General features: G+C 59.1%; 17 protein-coding genes. 11 read left to right on the top strand and 6 right to left on the bottom strand.

From position 1 onward, the window contains the following. Window positions 1–184 precede the first annotated feature (184 nt). Window positions 185–1,018: an AraC family transcriptional regulator gene (locus tag NL64_RS14905; protein WP_034148829.1), complete on the bottom strand. Its 834-nt coding sequence runs from the start codon at window positions 1,016–1,018 to the stop codon at window positions 185–187. A 32-nt stretch (window positions 1,019–1,050) separates the two neighbouring features. Next, on the bottom strand, window positions 1,051–1,554 hold the full coding sequence (locus NL64_RS14900; protein ID WP_034148828.1) for a VOC family protein: 504 nt from the start codon (window positions 1,552–1,554) through the stop codon (window positions 1,051–1,053). Window positions 1,555–1,819: 265 nt separating this feature from the next. Here NL64_RS14900 and NL64_RS14895 point away from each other — a divergent pair, with 265 nt between their 5' ends. The 6 genes from NL64_RS14895 (at window position 1,820) to NL64_RS14870 (ending at window position 7,407) form a co-directional block, all read left to right on the top strand. Then, a complete protein-coding gene (locus NL64_RS14895) occupies window positions 1,820–2,068 on the top strand; it encodes a hypothetical protein (RefSeq protein WP_034148827.1) in 249 nt (82 codons plus the stop codon). Further along, on the top strand, window positions 2,068–3,222 hold the full coding sequence (locus tag NL64_RS14890; protein WP_034148826.1) for an NnrS family protein: 1,155 nt from the start codon (window positions 2,068–2,070) through the stop codon (window positions 3,220–3,222). The genes NL64_RS14895 and NL64_RS14890 overlap by 1 nt, the downstream gene beginning before the upstream one ends. Window positions 3,223–3,537: 315 nt before the next feature. Next, window positions 3,538–3,993 carry a (2Fe-2S)-binding protein gene (locus NL64_RS14885; RefSeq protein ID WP_034148825.1) on the top strand — a complete coding sequence of 152 codons (456 nt, stop codon included), beginning with the start codon at window positions 3,538–3,540 and terminating at the stop codon, window positions 3,991–3,993. Beyond that, a complete protein-coding gene (locus tag NL64_RS14880; protein ID WP_437176920.1) occupies window positions 3,993–6,167 on the top strand; it encodes a molybdopterin cofactor-binding domain-containing protein in 2,175 nt (724 codons plus the stop codon). The genes NL64_RS14885 and NL64_RS14880 overlap by 1 nt, the downstream gene beginning before the upstream one ends. Window position 6,168: 1 nt before the next feature. Further along, window positions 6,169–6,747, top strand: a complete 579-nt coding sequence (locus NL64_RS14875) for a hypothetical protein (protein ID WP_034148824.1) — start codon at window positions 6,169–6,171, stop codon at window positions 6,745–6,747. A gap of 78 nt (window positions 6,748–6,825) precedes the next feature. Continuing rightward, entirely contained in the window at window positions 6,826–7,407 is a 582-nt protein-coding gene (locus tag NL64_RS14870; protein WP_034148823.1) for a GGDEF domain-containing protein, read from the top strand. Between the two features lie 130 nt (window positions 7,408–7,537). Here NL64_RS14870 and NL64_RS14865 read toward each other — a convergent pair whose 3' ends face one another. Continuing rightward, complete coding sequence (locus NL64_RS14865; RefSeq protein WP_034148822.1) at window positions 7,538–7,963, bottom strand: VOC family protein; 426 nt, start codon at window positions 7,961–7,963, stop codon at window positions 7,538–7,540. 113 nt (window positions 7,964–8,076) lie between these two features. Between NL64_RS14865 and NL64_RS14860 the strand changes: the two genes are divergently transcribed. Further along, window positions 8,077–8,943 (top strand): LysR family transcriptional regulator, encoded by an 867-nt coding sequence (locus NL64_RS14860; protein WP_034148821.1) that lies wholly within the window; start codon window positions 8,077–8,079, stop codon window positions 8,941–8,943. A 68-nt stretch (window positions 8,944–9,011) separates the two neighbouring features. Here the strand turns inward: NL64_RS14860 and NL64_RS14855 are convergent, their stop codons facing one another. Next, window positions 9,012–9,284: a DUF1652 domain-containing protein gene (locus tag NL64_RS14855; RefSeq protein ID WP_034148820.1), complete on the bottom strand. Its 273-nt coding sequence runs from the start codon at window positions 9,282–9,284 to the stop codon at window positions 9,012–9,014. 264 nt (window positions 9,285–9,548) lie between these two features. Here NL64_RS14855 and NL64_RS14850 point away from each other — a divergent pair, with 264 nt between their 5' ends. From NL64_RS14850 to NL64_RS14835, 4 genes are all read left to right on the top strand, one after another. Continuing rightward, window positions 9,549–10,364, top strand: coding sequence for a helix-turn-helix domain-containing protein (locus NL64_RS14850; protein WP_034148819.1), 816 nt, complete (start codon window positions 9,549–9,551; stop codon window positions 10,362–10,364). A 50-nt stretch (window positions 10,365–10,414) separates the two neighbouring features. Continuing rightward, window positions 10,415–11,821 carry an NAD(P)/FAD-dependent oxidoreductase gene (locus NL64_RS14845; RefSeq protein WP_034148818.1) on the top strand — a complete coding sequence of 469 codons (1,407 nt, stop codon included), beginning with the start codon at window positions 10,415–10,417 and terminating at the stop codon, window positions 11,819–11,821. A 43-nt stretch (window positions 11,822–11,864) separates the two neighbouring features. After that, complete coding sequence (locus NL64_RS14840) at window positions 11,865–12,209, top strand: cupin domain-containing protein (RefSeq protein WP_034148817.1); 345 nt, start codon at window positions 11,865–11,867, stop codon at window positions 12,207–12,209. Between the two features lie 68 nt (window positions 12,210–12,277). Further along, window positions 12,278–13,363 carry a polyamine ABC transporter substrate-binding protein gene (locus NL64_RS14835; RefSeq protein ID WP_034148816.1) on the top strand — a complete coding sequence of 362 codons (1,086 nt, stop codon included), beginning with the start codon at window positions 12,278–12,280 and terminating at the stop codon, window positions 13,361–13,363. 31 nt (window positions 13,364–13,394) lie between these two features. Here NL64_RS14835 and NL64_RS14830 read toward each other — a convergent pair whose 3' ends face one another. Next, the gene (locus NL64_RS14830) at window positions 13,395–14,054 is read right to left on the bottom strand and encodes a hypothetical protein (RefSeq protein WP_034148815.1); all 660 of its coding nucleotides are present in this window, start codon (window positions 14,052–14,054) and stop codon (window positions 13,395–13,397) included. Window positions 14,055–14,066: 12 nt separating this feature from the next. Continuing rightward, window positions 14,067–14,291, bottom strand: coding sequence for a YgdI/YgdR family lipoprotein (locus tag NL64_RS14825; protein WP_034148814.1), 225 nt, complete (start codon window positions 14,289–14,291; stop codon window positions 14,067–14,069). Between the last annotated feature and the right edge of the window lie 154 nt (window positions 14,292–14,445).

Here is a 14,445-nt window from a genome sequence, read left to right as displayed (position 1 = left end):
TGCCGAGTCACGGGCACTCAGTGGCTCTTGATATCGTGGAAAACTTTTGCGAGGGAGCTTGCTCCCGCTGGGCTGCGAAGCGGCCCTTGGCATTCATTCAGGTAAACCTTGCAGGCAGGTTTTGCGACGGCTACGCCGCCGAGCGGGAGCAAGCTCCCTCGCCACAGGGGGGACCGTTCCGGAGTCAGCCGCGATATTGTCCTGGTGTCGCCGCCAGGTGCTGCTTGAACGCTCGTTGAAAATGCGCCTGATCGGCAAATCCCGCTTCCAGCGCCACGTCGGCGATCAGCTTGCCGTTGCGCAGTTGATCCTGAGCGAACTGGATGCGCCGGTTAACCAAAAAGGCGTGAGGCGTCATGCCGTAATGCTGCTTGAACGCGCGGATCAGGTAGGACGGCGACAGTTGCGCCGCCTCGCAGATGTCTTCGAGCTTGAGCATTTGCGTGCAGTGATCGCGGATGAAATCGGCCGCGCGTTCCAGTTTGAAGTTCGGCTCGCGCAGCGGTTGATCGATCGGATTCAACCGTAGCTGCACCTCGGTAAAAAACTCCACCGCTGCGCTGTGCTTGCGCAACACGTCCTGCTGCTGATCGACCAGCACCTCATACAAATCCTTCAAGCCGTCGAACAGTTCGCGATCCGCGACATGGGTGACCGCGAACCGGCGAAACGCCAGGTCATTGCTGAACCCGAGTTGATGTTGCAAATCGGTGAGCCACGCGGTGTCCACATACAGCATCAGGTACGACCAGGGCTGATCGTCGATCGGATTGCAGGCGTGGACATCACCGGGGTTCATCAGCACGACGGTGCCGGTACTGACCTCGAAGTGCGATTGCTCATGCACATAAGTACTGCGCCCGGCGGTAATCGCCCCAATGGAAAAGTGCTCGTGGGAATGCCGGGTGTAACAGACCTCGCGCCCGTCGGCGATGGACCGGGCTTCAATGAAGGGCAGGGCGTCATCACGCCAGAAACGCGGGGCCTTGTCGGTGTCCTTGGGCTTGGAGAGCTTCATGGTCAGTCCTTGGCAGATCAGCGTCGAGTGTATTAGCTCTCGCCGTTAAAGGCTCGTTGCAACTCAGCGATATCGAGTTTTTTCATGTGCATCATCGCTAGCATGGCGCGCTGGGACTTTACCGTGTCGGGGTCCTTGATCATCTCCATCATGGCGATCGGCACGATCTGCCAGGACACGCCAAATTTGTCCTTGAGCCAGCCGCACTGTTGAGCTTCGACCGGTCCGCCGGCGGACAGGCGTCCCCAGAAGTGGTCGACTTCTTCCTGGGTCTGACAGTTGACCTGGAACGAGATCGCTTCGTTGAAAATGAAGTTCGGACCACCGTTAAGGCCGGTAAACGTCTGCCCGTCGAGTTCGAAACTGACCGTCATGACCGAACCGACTTCGCGACCATGGAATTCTTTACCAGCCTCGCCATAGTGAGTGATGGCGGTGATTTTTGAATGGTCGAAGATCGCGCAATAAAACTTGGCAGCCTCTTCGGCCTGACCGTCGAACCACAGGCAGGGTGTGAGTTTTTGTACGTGAAGCATGGCGGGTCTCCTTGGCAGGTTTTTGCATGCTGGACTATCAGCGTAGCTAGCCTGCGGATGGCTGGCCGCGCCGTAGATCGCCAAGTGCGCAAGGAATTTGTAGTGACTGCAGTCGATATGACTAGATTACGAGTCAATACGACTCTTCTGCGAAGGAGTCGTATTGACGCGTATGCCACTAAACGGCTGATTCAATGGGCTTAAATAATTGGCACGACACTTGATACATCCAACGTACAACTGAACTGCTACAGGAGTACGGAAAATGTTCCATTTCTTCAGCAATCCTCAGAATGTTCTGCACCTGTCGAGCCGCGTGCTCGGCGTTGGCCTGGCGATGCTGCTGGCCGGAATTTACGGCGCCTACCTCTACGCCGGTCAGCTGTCGATCCTGGCACAGGTGACGCTGCATGCCATGACCATCGTCGGGCCAACCCTGCTGAAAATCGGCTATGTCATGCGTTTGCTGGCCCAGCATCGGTTGAGCAAACCTCAACGCGTGGCGTTGGCCTGATGCGTAAACTGGCCGCCGTTCCCGTCTTCAGTCTCGGCTTTCGTCCCTTCTTTCTGGCGGGCGCTGCGTTCGCCGCACTGGCGGTGGCGATCTGGGCCCTTTGGTTGTACGGCCGGTTGCCCGATGCGCAACCGCTGGGCGGTATGCTCGCCTGGCACCGGCACGAGATGCCGTTCGGATTTGCCACGGCGATCATCGGCGGGTTTCTGCTGACCGCAGTGCCGAACTGGACTGGCAGGGCCGGGCTCAACGGTTGGCCGCTGATCGGGCTGGTGTTGGTCTGGCTGTTGGCGCGACTGGTCTGGCTACTGCCGATTCCTCCTGCCTGGTTGCTACTGTTACAGCTACCGTTCTTGCCGTTACTGGCCTGGGTGCTGGGGCGCGATCTGGTGGCCGCTGGCAAGCGTGAAAACTATCCGATTCTGCTGATGGTCATGTTGCTGGCCGGCTGTCAGGCCATGACGGTGTGGGGGATCGCAACTGATGATGTCGGCCTGCAACGGCGCGGTGTATTGGCGGCCTTGTGGCTGGTCGGCGCGCTGGTGAGTGTGATTGGTGGGCGAGTGATTCCGTTCTTCATCCTGCGCGGCCTGAATCGTCCGGCACAGCCTGCGGCCAATCCGTTACCGACCAAAATCCTGCTGGTGAGCGGGTTGTTGACGGCGCTTACCTTTGCCCTGGATTTGAATGACATTCCGAGGATTTGGCTGGCGGCATTGTTTTTACTGATGGGCACTTTGCATTTACTGCGCCTGTGGCGCTGGCATGACCGCGGTATCTGGGGCGCGCCGCTGCTGTGGTCGCTGTATCTGTCGTATGTGTGGCTGGTGGTTGCGGTATTTGCCATGGCGCTATGGCACGCCGGCCTGATGCCGCAACAAAGTCTGGCCACTCATGCGCTGGCGGTGGGCGGTATCGGCGGGCTGATTTTGGCGATGATTGCCCGGGTCAGCCTTGGGCATACCGGTCGGCCGTTGCTTCCTTCGAAAGCGATTGTTGTGGGGTTTGCCCTGGTGCTGCTGGCCGGTCTGTCGCGGGTGTTGCTGGTGCCGTTTTCCGGATGGGGGCTGGGACTGTCGGCGTTGCTTTGGTGTGCGGCGTTCGGGCTGTTCCTGTTGCGGTATACCGGGATTCTGATCAAGCCACGGACTTAGCCACCCTACAGCGCGGATATTACATTCAACGAATTGTTCTGAAACAACGTGATCCCTGTAGGAGCTGCCGCAGGCTGCGATCTTTTGATTTTGTTTTTTTAAGATCAAAAGATCGCAGCCTGCGGCAGCTCCTACAGTTGATCGATGTCGTACACAAACAAATGCGGCGTGTACATCTGCACGACCGGTGGTCGATACGCCTCGGCCTGCCGGTCAAATTGCGCTTAGCTGTAGGGATAACCCGAGGCGCGCGTAGGCTCTTGATGGTCACAGCGACGCCCCCTTCAGAACACCGTGAGTCTGAGGAATTTCGCAATGCTGACCCTCAATATCAATGGTCAGGACCAGGAGCTGGATGTCCCCGCGGACATGCCGCTGCTTTGGGTCCTGCGCGATGTCGCGCACCTCACCGGAACCAAGTTCGGCTGCGGCATGGCCCAGTGCGGTGCCTGTACCGTGCACATCGACGGCGCACCGCTGCGCTCCTGCATCACTCCGGCCACGGCGGTGGCCCACGGGCAAAAAATCCTCACCATCGAAGGCTTGTCCACCGACGGCTCGCACCCGGTGCAGCAAGCCTGGGCCGAGCTTGATGTCGTCCAGTGCGGTTATTGCCAGTCCGGGCAGATCATGTCGGCAGCAGCGTTGTTGGCGAAGATCCCGCAACCCACCGACAGCGACATCGATCAGGCCCTATCCGGCAACATTTGCCGCTGCGGCACTTACCCAAGAATTCGCGCTGCGGTGAAACGCGCCGCTGAGCTGGGTTGATGGTCATGAAAAGCCTCGATCGGTTAACACGTCGCAATTTCCTCAAGGGCAGCGCCGTGTTGGGCGGCGGACTGGTGGTGGCATTTGTCATTCCCGGTGCCCACCGTTTTGCCATGGGCGCCGAAAATCAGGGCAATGTGTTTGCGCCGAATGCGTTCCTGCGCATCGGCAATGACAACAGCGTCACCGTGTTGCTCGGGCATTCGGAAATGGGTCAGGGCATCTGGACTGGCCTGACCATGTTGATCGCCGAAGAACTGGACGCCGACTGGTCGAAAATTCGCGTCGAGCATTCCCCGGCCTCGGCCAAGGATTACGGCTTGGCCGGGTTTGGCGGAATGCAGATTACCGGTGGCTCGACGTCGACCTGGATGGAGTTCGACCGTTATCGCCAGGCCGGTGCGGCGGCGCGGTTGATGTTGATCGAGGCAGCCGCCAAGCGCTTCAACGTCGCGCCTGCCGAGATTCGCACCGAATCCGGCGTGGTGATTGCTGGCGACCAGCGCGCTACCTACGGTGAGCTGGCCGATGACGCCGGCAAACTGCCGGTGCCGGATCCAACGACGATCAAGCTGAAAGAGGCCAAGGACTGGAAACTCATCGGCAAACCCACCAAGCGCCTGGACACCCCGGAGAAAATCACCGGGCGGGCGAAGTTCGGCATGGACGTGCAGTTCGACGGCTTGATGACGGCGATGGTCGCTCGCTCGCCGGTGTTTGGCGGTAGCGTCAAATCTTTCGAAGGTGCCGGGGCGCTGGCGATACCCGGCGTGCATAAGGTGGTGCAGGTGCCGACCGGCGTGGCCGTCATCGCCGATCACTACTGGGCGGCTAAGTTGGGTCGTGATGCGTTGACGGTCGAATGGGATCTGGGACCGAATATCGGCCTCGACAGTCAGGAGCTGCTGGAGCGCTTCCGCAAACTCGCGACCACGCCCGGTATGTCCGCCGGCCAGGCCGGCGATACCAAGGCTGCACTGGCCAAAGCGGCGAAAACCATCGACGTCGAGTACAGCGTGCCTTACCTGGCCCACGCACCGATGGAGCCGCTCAACTGCACCGTGAGCATCACCCAGGACAAATGCGAGATCTGGACCGGGACGCAATTCCAGACCCTCGACCAAATGGTCGCCGGGAAAATCACCGGGCTCAAACCCGAGCAGGTCGAGATTCACACCGAATTCCTCGGCGGCGGCTTTGGCAGGCGAGCCAACCCGACGTCGGATTTTGTCGCTGAAGCGGTGCACGTCGCCAAGGCAGCAGGCGGGCCGGTCAAAACTGTCTGGGCGCGGGAGGATGATATTCGTGGCGGCTATTATCGCTCGGCGTTCCTCCACCATGCCACGGTTAGCCTGGGTGCCGATGGCCTGCCCACGGCCTGGAAACATGTGATGGTCGGCCAATCGATCATGGCCGGGACCATGCTGGAAGCGGCGATGGTCAAGGACGGCATCGATAAAACGTCCGTCGAAGGCGTGGCCGACAGTCCCTACCTCGAAGGGCTGGCCAACCACCAGGTTGACCTGCATTCACCGCAAACCGGCATCACGGTGCTGTGGCTGCGGTCGGTGGGGCACACCCACACCGGGTTTGTCATGGAATCGTTGATCGATGAACTGGCTACGGCGGCGGGCAAGGACCCGGTGGAGTACCGACGAACGTTGCTGAAGGACCACCCACGCCACCTCGGCGTGCTGAACCTGGCCGTGGAAAAAGCCAACTGGAAAGCGCCGCTGCCGGATGGTCATGCCTTGGGCGTGGCAGTGCATGAATCCTTTGGCAGTTACGTGGCGCAGGTTGCCGAGGTGTCCCAGGACAACCTGGCGATTCGTGTGCATCGGGTGGTGTGTGCCGTGGATTGCGGGATTGCGGTCAACCCGCAGAGCATCGCCGCGCAAATGGAATCGTGCATCACGTTTGGTCTCGGCTTCACCTTGCACAGCAAACTGACCTTCAAGGACGGGCAGGTGGTGCAGTCCAATTACCACGACTATCAAGTGCTGCGTCTGAACGAAATGCCGGTGGTGGAAGTGCACATTGTGCCCAGCAGCGAAAAACCGGGCGGCATCGGCGAGGCGGGTGTTCCGCCCACGGCGCCGGCAGTTGCCAACGCCGTGTTCGCCCTCACCGGGCAACGCCTGCGGGAACTGCCGCTGCAACTGTCGGGGGTATGAAATGAGACGACATCACTGGTTGCTCGGCGGGGTGCTGCTGGTTTGCCTGTTTATCTACACAACCGAGTTGTTCGCCGATGACCGCGAAGCCTTGAAGGCGTTCGAGACAGTACAGCAAGTCTTCCAGAGCCCGCGTTGCCAGAACTGCCACATCCCCGGCGATTCGCCGTTGCAGTTCGATGCCGGAAAACCCCACGCGATGAACGTCGTGCGTGGCATGGACGGCAAGGGCGCGGCCGGTTTGCCGTGCGCCACCTGTCACGCCGAGACCAATCCGCCCGTCAGTTACGATCCCAAGGCACCGCCGGGGGCGCCGCACTGGAGCCTTCCACCGACCGCGCACAAAATGGCCTGGATCGGTCTGCCCCCCGACCGGTTGTGCACCATGATCAAGGACCGCGCCAGCAACGGCGATCGTGATTTCCCGGCGCTGATCAAGCATGTCAGCGAGGACAAACTGGTGCTCTGGGGCTGGAATCCGGGGGGCAATCGCGCTCCGGTGCCAGTGCCGCACGACATATTTGTCAGCCAATTCAAACTCTGGGCAGACGCCGGAGGGCCGTGTCCGACAGGCGGGTAGCTGACCAACGGCCAGTAAACACGGAGTTAAACCCGGTATCGAGGACTCTAAGAAACATACCCTCCAAAGGAGTATGTGATGTTGATTTCAGGCAAACCGCACAAACCCGGCGTCCGCGCCGACCCCATGCGGACGCCACAGCAGGAGCGGGAACTCCTGCGCGACCTCGCCCGCAAGGCAGAGCAAGAACTGATAGGCGTGCAAATGGCGAGCATGGATGAGCTCACGTTGCTGCCTAACCGCCACAGCTTTCTGGCGTTGGCTCAAGCGGGGCTGGAGGCCTGCATGCAGTTGGAGAGGCCGGCAACCTTGCTGTTTTTCAACCTGGATGACTTCAAGCGCATCAACTACCTGTTTGGCCGTGCTGAGGGCGACAACGCCCTCAAGGTTTTTGCCGATGTGTTGCGGATCGGGTTCAGGGAAAGCGACGTGATCGGGCGGCTTGAAGGTGCCACGTTCGTCGCCTTGTTGACCGGCTCCAGTGCCGTGGACACCAACGCAATCAAGGCCCGGCTTGAGGAAATGCTAGATGAGCGAAATGCCACGGCGCATCGCGGGTATGACATAAGGTTCAGCATCGGTCAGATCGAACATGACCCTACAGCGCATGGTTCGGTTGAAGAGTTCTTGGCTGAGGCGGAAAAGGTGTTGGGCGGCTAGAAGTGTATTGGCTGGAATTGCCCCATCGCGGGCAAGCCGGCTCCCACAGTGACTAGTCGTGCATATGAGACGAATACACCACGACCCTGTGGGAGCTGGCTTGCCCGCGATGAGGCCTTGCAGACAACACTTATTTGGCAAACAACTGCCCGATATCCTTGAACGCCTTGAACTCCAACGCATTCCCGCAGGGATCGAACAGGAACATCGTCGCCTGCTCACCCACCAATCCCTGAAAGCGAATCCCAGGCTCAATAACGAAGCGAGTTTCCAGCGACTTCAATCGCTCGGCCAACGCCTCCCATTCCTTCATCCCCAACACCACACCAAAATGCGGCACCGGTACGTCATGGCCGTCTACGGCATTGGTGTGGGCGGCTTCCTGCGAGGCATTCTTCGGTGCGAGGTGAATCACCAGTTGATGGCCAAAAAAGTTGAAGTCGACCCAATGCTCGCTGGAGCGACCTTCTTCCAGGCCAAAAACGCTGCCATAAAAGTGCCGCGCGGCGGCCAGGTCATAAACCGGGATGGCCAGGTGAAAAGGTGAGAGTTGCATCGGGCGTACCTCGGTTTCAGGGAATTTGAAGCTGAGTTTAACCCTGTGCTTTTCGATGAAAAGACGATAGTTTTTGCGCCGAGCTCAAATTATTTCGATCAGTCGAGGTCGCCATGCTGCGAGAACTGAAAACCTTCATCGCGGTGACGCGTTACGGCACGTTCGCGGCGGCCGGCATGCACATCGGCCTGACGCAGTCGGCGGTCAGTGCGCAGATTCGCAATCTGGAACACAGCCTCGGCATTCGCTTGTTCGATCGCACCGGACGTCAGGCGCTGCTCAATGCGGCGGGCCAGCGTGCGCTGCCCATGGCCAGGGAAATCCTCGAAACCTTCGGTCGCATGGCCGTTAGCGACGATGTCAGCGAATACCGTGGCGAGTTGAAAATTGGCGCTGTGGCGACCGCTCAGACCGGATTGTTACCCCAGGCATTGTTGCGTTTGCGTCAGCAGGCGCCGCTGCTGGAGCCGAAACTCGTACCCGGTGTGTCGCTCAATTTATTGAGCCAGGTGGACACCGGCGAAGTCGACCTGGCGATCCTGATCAAGCCGCCATTCGAGCTGCCCAAGGAACTCTCGGCGCAGGTGATACGCCGCGAACCCTTTGTGCTGATCGTGCCGGCGGATCTCGAAGGTGATGAGCCGTTACATCTGCTCGCCGAGCATCCCCATGTGCGCTACGACCGCAACTCTTTCGGCGGTCGGCTGGTGACGCGTTTTCTGCGCGAACAGCAGATCGACGTGCACGTTGCACTGGAGCTGGATGAGTTGGAGGCCATCGTCAAAATGGTCGAATGCGGTTTGGGCATTTCCCTGCTGCCCGAAGCGGGGCTATGGCTTGAACATGGGGCGAAGGTCAGGGTAATTCGCTTGGGCGACTTGACGTTTTATCGGGAGATTGTGTTGCTGCAGCGCTATAGCCAGCGGACGCAACCGATTCAGCAGTTGTTTGCAAGTTGCCTGACACCGAACGATGGCTGAATGAAAAATGCCGATCAGTCGAAACTGATCGGCATTAGCAAAACGGACATCGTTTTAACTTTTGGCCTTCAGGCATAACTCCTGAGCGCCACCGGGGGAATGAAGGCTTCAAGCTCATCCTCCACCGCTTCGATTATTCGTTCTACATCGGCGGCATTCATGACCGTGGCACAAGGAATACCGGCAATGGCGATCATGGTCTCGCCAGTGGCCCGATCAAACAAACGGGCAATCATGCTGCCTGGGGCGTCCATGCTCGCCTCAAAACCCATGGGATGAAAATGCCAGCGCATCAGCTGGCAGGCGTTTGGAAAGGTGACCTTACTGAACCCTTTATTCATATGTTGCCCGCCTTCTTCATCGAGCGCTTCCGTTAGCTCATGGTAGGAGGGAAGAACCTTCAATGGTTCAACCGGTGACAGTCTTTAAAAGTAGCACCCTGATGTGAAAATAATGTGGATTCTTCAGGCCGTTTGGCGATTGTTAGTGTTTTTTTGATACAGGTCACGAAAGCCCGGATTTCTCAATCAATTAACCGCGTCCGCCCAGCCATTGAAGCTGCAGCAGAATTTCGGCAAGCTCGGGCTTTTTCCGCCGAGACCTTTATGCGCACCGATGATGATGGCCCGCTGCAAACCCTGGCCACGGGCGAGACGGTCATGCGCTATCACCTGTGCTGGAAGCACCGGGACCTGGACGGCGTCATGGCGCTCTATCACCCCGACGTCCAGTACAACGATTTTTTTCAGAACCGAGTGATGGGCCTGGATGAACTGCGTGAGTACGTGCGCGTCAGCATGCCGCGCAATCCCGATGAGGCGCTGGAGCACTCGGACCGCATCCGTCTGGATGGCAACACGGCGTTCATTCAATACCAAATGACCTTGCGCGGCACCGATGGGCTGGTGTCGTTTCGCTCCAGTGAAGCGATTACCGTGCGCGATGGCTTGATCTGGCGCGTCAACGAATATGCCTCGCTGGTGCGCGAACAACCGGCCAGCCAGAGCGCCAGCAAACGGCGTCCGGCCGAGAGCCGGCTCGGCTTGTCGCCTCGTCAGTTGAGCTTCATGGCCGAAGACCTCCAGCAATACTTCCAACGCCAGCAACCGTACCTCGATCCTGAGCTCGACCTGCAACGGGTGGCGAAGGAGTGCGGGTACAGCCGCAATCAAATTTCCTATCTACTCAACCAGGTGCTGGGCCAGAGCTTTTACCGCTACGTCAACCAGGCACGCCTGCAACACCTGCTCGCCGCACTGGACAATGCCACGCCACCGGTTCGCGTTGACGAGTTGGCGTTTGCGGCCGGGTTCAATTCACTGTCGGCGTTCTACAGTTGTTTCCGCCAGCACACCGGTCAGTCACCCAAGGCCTACGCCAAACAAATTTCTTTGCGTGCACGCGCGCAAGACAGCCTCTGAGGCCACGCACTAGGATCACCGTCATCGAAGTTTGAGTGGCGGAGTCAGATATGCCGGCGTGGCGCACTATCAGTTTATGGATGGACCAACTCGACGAGCCGCTGAAGGCGCGTGCGGCGCTGGAGCAGGATCTGGATGTCGACGTGGCGATCATCGGCGCCGGTTATACCGGGCTGTGGACCGCGTATTACCTCAAACGTCAGGCGCCCGGGTTGAACATTGCCATCATCGAGGCGCAAACCGCCGGTTTTGGCGCCTCGGGGCGCAATGGTGGCTGGTTGATGGGTAATTTGCTGGGCGAGGACCGGCTCCTGGCACAGCTGTCCCCGGAGCAACGCCGGGCCTCCTACGACTTGTTGCACAGTATTCCCGATGAAGTGGAAATCGTCCTCGAACGTGAAGGCATCGACTGCGACTTCCGTAAAGGCGGGGTGCTTTATTGCGCCGCGCGTTATCCGGAGCAGGAAACCGGCCTGCGACAGTATCTGGATAAGCTCTACAGCCAGGGCCTCAACGAAAACGATTACCGCTGGCTCACTCGTGAGCAGTTGGCGCAACAGATTCGTATCGCCAAACCCTATGGCGGCATTTACGCGCCGCATGTCGCGACCCTGCACCCGGCCAAACTGGTTCGCAGCCTGGCACGTACGGTCGAACGCATGGGCGTCAAGATCTACGAAAACAGCCCGGTGACTCAATGGCAGTCGGGCAGCCTGCGCACGGCAAAAGCCTCGGTACGCAGCCGCTGGGTGGTGCCCGCGGTGGAAGGCTATTCGGTCACGTTGCCGCCGTTGGGGCGTTATCAGTTGCCGGTGCAAAGCCTGATTGTCGCTACAGAACCACTGTCCGCCGCCACTTGGGACGAGATCGGCCTGAGTCGCGGCCAGGCGTTCAGCGAAAGCAGCCGCCAGGTCACTTACGGCCAACGCACGGCGGACAACCGTTTGATCTTTGGCGCGCGGGGCGGCTACCAGTTTGCCGGCAAGCTGCGCCATGACTTCGACCTGACCAACAGCGAAGTCGAACTACGGCGCTATCTGTTCGGCGAACTCTTCCCGCAACTCAAGAATGTACAGATCACTCACGGCTGGGGCGGCAACCTCGGCATGTCGCGGCGATTCAAACCGCACATGCTGTGTGACCGCGCCAGCGGCATCGCCTTGTCCGGCGGGTACGGCGGGGAGGGCGTCGGCGCCAGTAACCTCGGCGGGCGAACCCTTGCCGACCTGATCCTGGAACGCGATACCGAGCTGGTTCACCAACCCTGGGTCATCCCGCAGGGCGGGCTCGACACACTCCGGGCCTGGGAGCCCGAGCCGTGCCGCTGGCTCGGCTACAACGCGATCATCCGCAGCTTCGTCCACGAAGACCAGACCCTGGCCAACCCGGCCACCGCGCCCTGGCGGCGCAAACTCGCCAGCGGGGTCGCGGGGTTCATGGAAGGTTTCATGCACTAAACGACACGTTCTTCATCTATAGGCTGGATCGACAGGTACTCCCATGAGCATCACTCAATTCAAAAACACTGCCACCCTGAAACTCGAAGAATCCAACCCGGTCGCCGTGCCGCTGGGCACACCCGTCGCCGTGGCGTCGACCACCAGCGTCGAGCGCGATGACGGCGTCGAAACCGGTGTCTGGGAATGCACGCCCGGTCGTTGGCGGCGGCAGATCGTTGCTCAGGAATTCTGTCACTTCATACAGGGGCGCTGCACGTTCACCCCGGATGGCGGCGGCGAAACCCTGCACATAGAAGCCGGTGACGCACTGATGTTGCCCGCCAACACCCTCGGTATTTGGGACATCCAGGAAACCGTGCGCAAGACCTATGTTTTGATTTTTTGAAACTTGAAATCTGATCCTTTGATTGCCTGCCAAACAGCTTTCCAATAAAAAACCACAGGAATCGACTCATGCTCCGAAAGACACTGGCCCTTGCGCCGCTCATGCTGGTCGCTTCAATCAGTCAGGCGGCTGAAAACGTCAAGATCTACAACTGGTCGGATTACATCGCACCCGACACCACCAAGAACTTCCAGAAAGAAACTGGCATCGCCTTCACTTACGACGTGTACGACAGCAACGAAACCCTTGATGGCAAGTTGATGACCGGCAAATCCGGCTACGACGTGGTGTTCCCGTCCAACCACTTCATGGCGCGGCAGATCGAAGGCAAGGCGCTGAAGACACTCGACAAGAGCCAGTTGCCGAACTGGAAGAACCTCAACCCGGTGCTGCTCAAGGCCTTGCAAACCAACGATCCGGGTAACGAACACGGCTTCCCGTACCTGTGGGGCAGTACGGGTATCGGCTACAACATCGCCAAGGTCAAAGCAGTGTTGGGCGACAACGCGCCGGTGGACTCCTGGGACTTGATCTTCAAGCCCGAGAACATGGAAAAGTTGCAGAAGTGCGGCGTGGCCATTCTCGACAATGGCCCGGAACTGCTGCCAGCCGCCCTGAACTATCTAGGCTTGCCGCATCACAGTAAAAACCCGGAAGACTACAAGAAGGCCGAAGCGTTGCTGATGAAAGTGCGGCCTTACATCAGCTATTTCCACTCGTCCAAATACACCAGCGACCTGGCCAATGGCGATATCTGCGTGGCGGTCGGTTTCTCCGGTGACATCCTGCAAGCGGAAAACCGCGCCAAGGAAGCCAAGAACGGCATTGACATCGGCTATGCGATTCCCAAGGAAGGCGCGGCCATCTGGTTCGACATGGTTGCCATGCCGGTCGATGCCCCGGACGAAAAGGCCGGCTACGCCTTCATGAACTACCTGCTGCGCCCCGAGGTCATGGCCAGCATCACGAACTACGTGCATTACGCCAATGGTAACGAGCAGGCTGACAGCTTGATCGACCCGGCCATCAAGAACGACACCAAGGTCTACCCGAGCCCGGAAATGATGGGGAAATTGTTCGCCCTGGAGGCGATGCCGCTGAACATCGACCGGATTCGTACCCGGGTGTGGAACAAGATTCGCACCGGTAGCTGACGGTGATGAGCGCCGGGCCGGTGGCAGGATTTCAGCCGACCGGCTCGGCCGTACATCGCAGCGTCCCGGAACCGGGTATCTGCAAAAGCACATCGGCGCCGTTTTGCGAGAAGCTGTAGCTGCCCTTGGAGTCCTTGCCCGTGTAGAGCGTTGCATAATCGCTCGGCACTTGGCTGAGGGTCACCGAAGCGTTGGCCCATTTCAGATACACGACACCAGGTTCAATCGTGAAGTAAGTGGCAGCCACTAATGCGTTCAGCCTTTCACAACGAAAGGCTACGGGGCCTTCGGTCATTCTGCTGGGGTCTTTGGTCCGCGCAATGGCCGAACCCTGGCGCAACTGGAACGCCCGCTCGGCATAGCTGCGGATCGTACAGGCTTTTGGCTCCGCTTCGGAGGCACAGGCATTACGTTCAAGGACCCAGAATCGTTGTTCCGCCTCGACTTTATCCGGACGCGGTACCGAATGATCATCCGTGAGTACCAGGCGATAAAGGCGCGTCAGTTCGATCTCCATTCGCTTCAGCTGCGGATCGCGACAGATGAGTTTTTCGATGGATGCAGAAGCCCGGGCGCAGTCGAAGCTGGTATTGAGGATGGTCGGAAACGTGCCAGCGCTGGCACAGGTACTCGTTATCGCACACGCACTGGCGGCGAGGAGGGAGGCCAAAAGGGGCGCGACCATTTTCATTTGGCCGGGTCCTCAGTCTTCCTGGCGAATCGTGGCTACTTCGTCGGCCCTGACCTTGACCGTCGCACCGGAAATATCCTCGAACTCGTAGAAGCCATCCTTGGTCTTGGTTTTCGGCATGTCCTTGGTCAGATATTGGGTGCCGTTCTGCAGGGTGACAACCGTTGGCGTCGAGCAACCGGTCAGTGCCAGAAACGCCGCTACCGCCAAGGGTAGACCCAGAGTCTTGATGTTCATGATCACCTCTCTTGTCTGTAAATAATTTGTGCGGATTTTGTGAGCTCCCGCATCTCTATCGCGATTGGTGCAACGGATCGGCATAAAGTTCGACGCGCCAGAAAATTTACCTGACAGCGTCGCCGCTTATCCTTTTCCGTTTGCACCGGGCAGG

The organism is Pseudomonas fluorescens, from assembly GCF_000802965.1.
Taxonomy (GTDB): domain Bacteria; phylum Pseudomonadota; class Gammaproteobacteria; order Pseudomonadales; family Pseudomonadaceae; genus Aquipseudomonas; species Aquipseudomonas fluorescens_A.
Note: the sequence above shows the minus strand (reverse complement) of the source record. Positions and strands in the feature narration are given on the sequence as shown.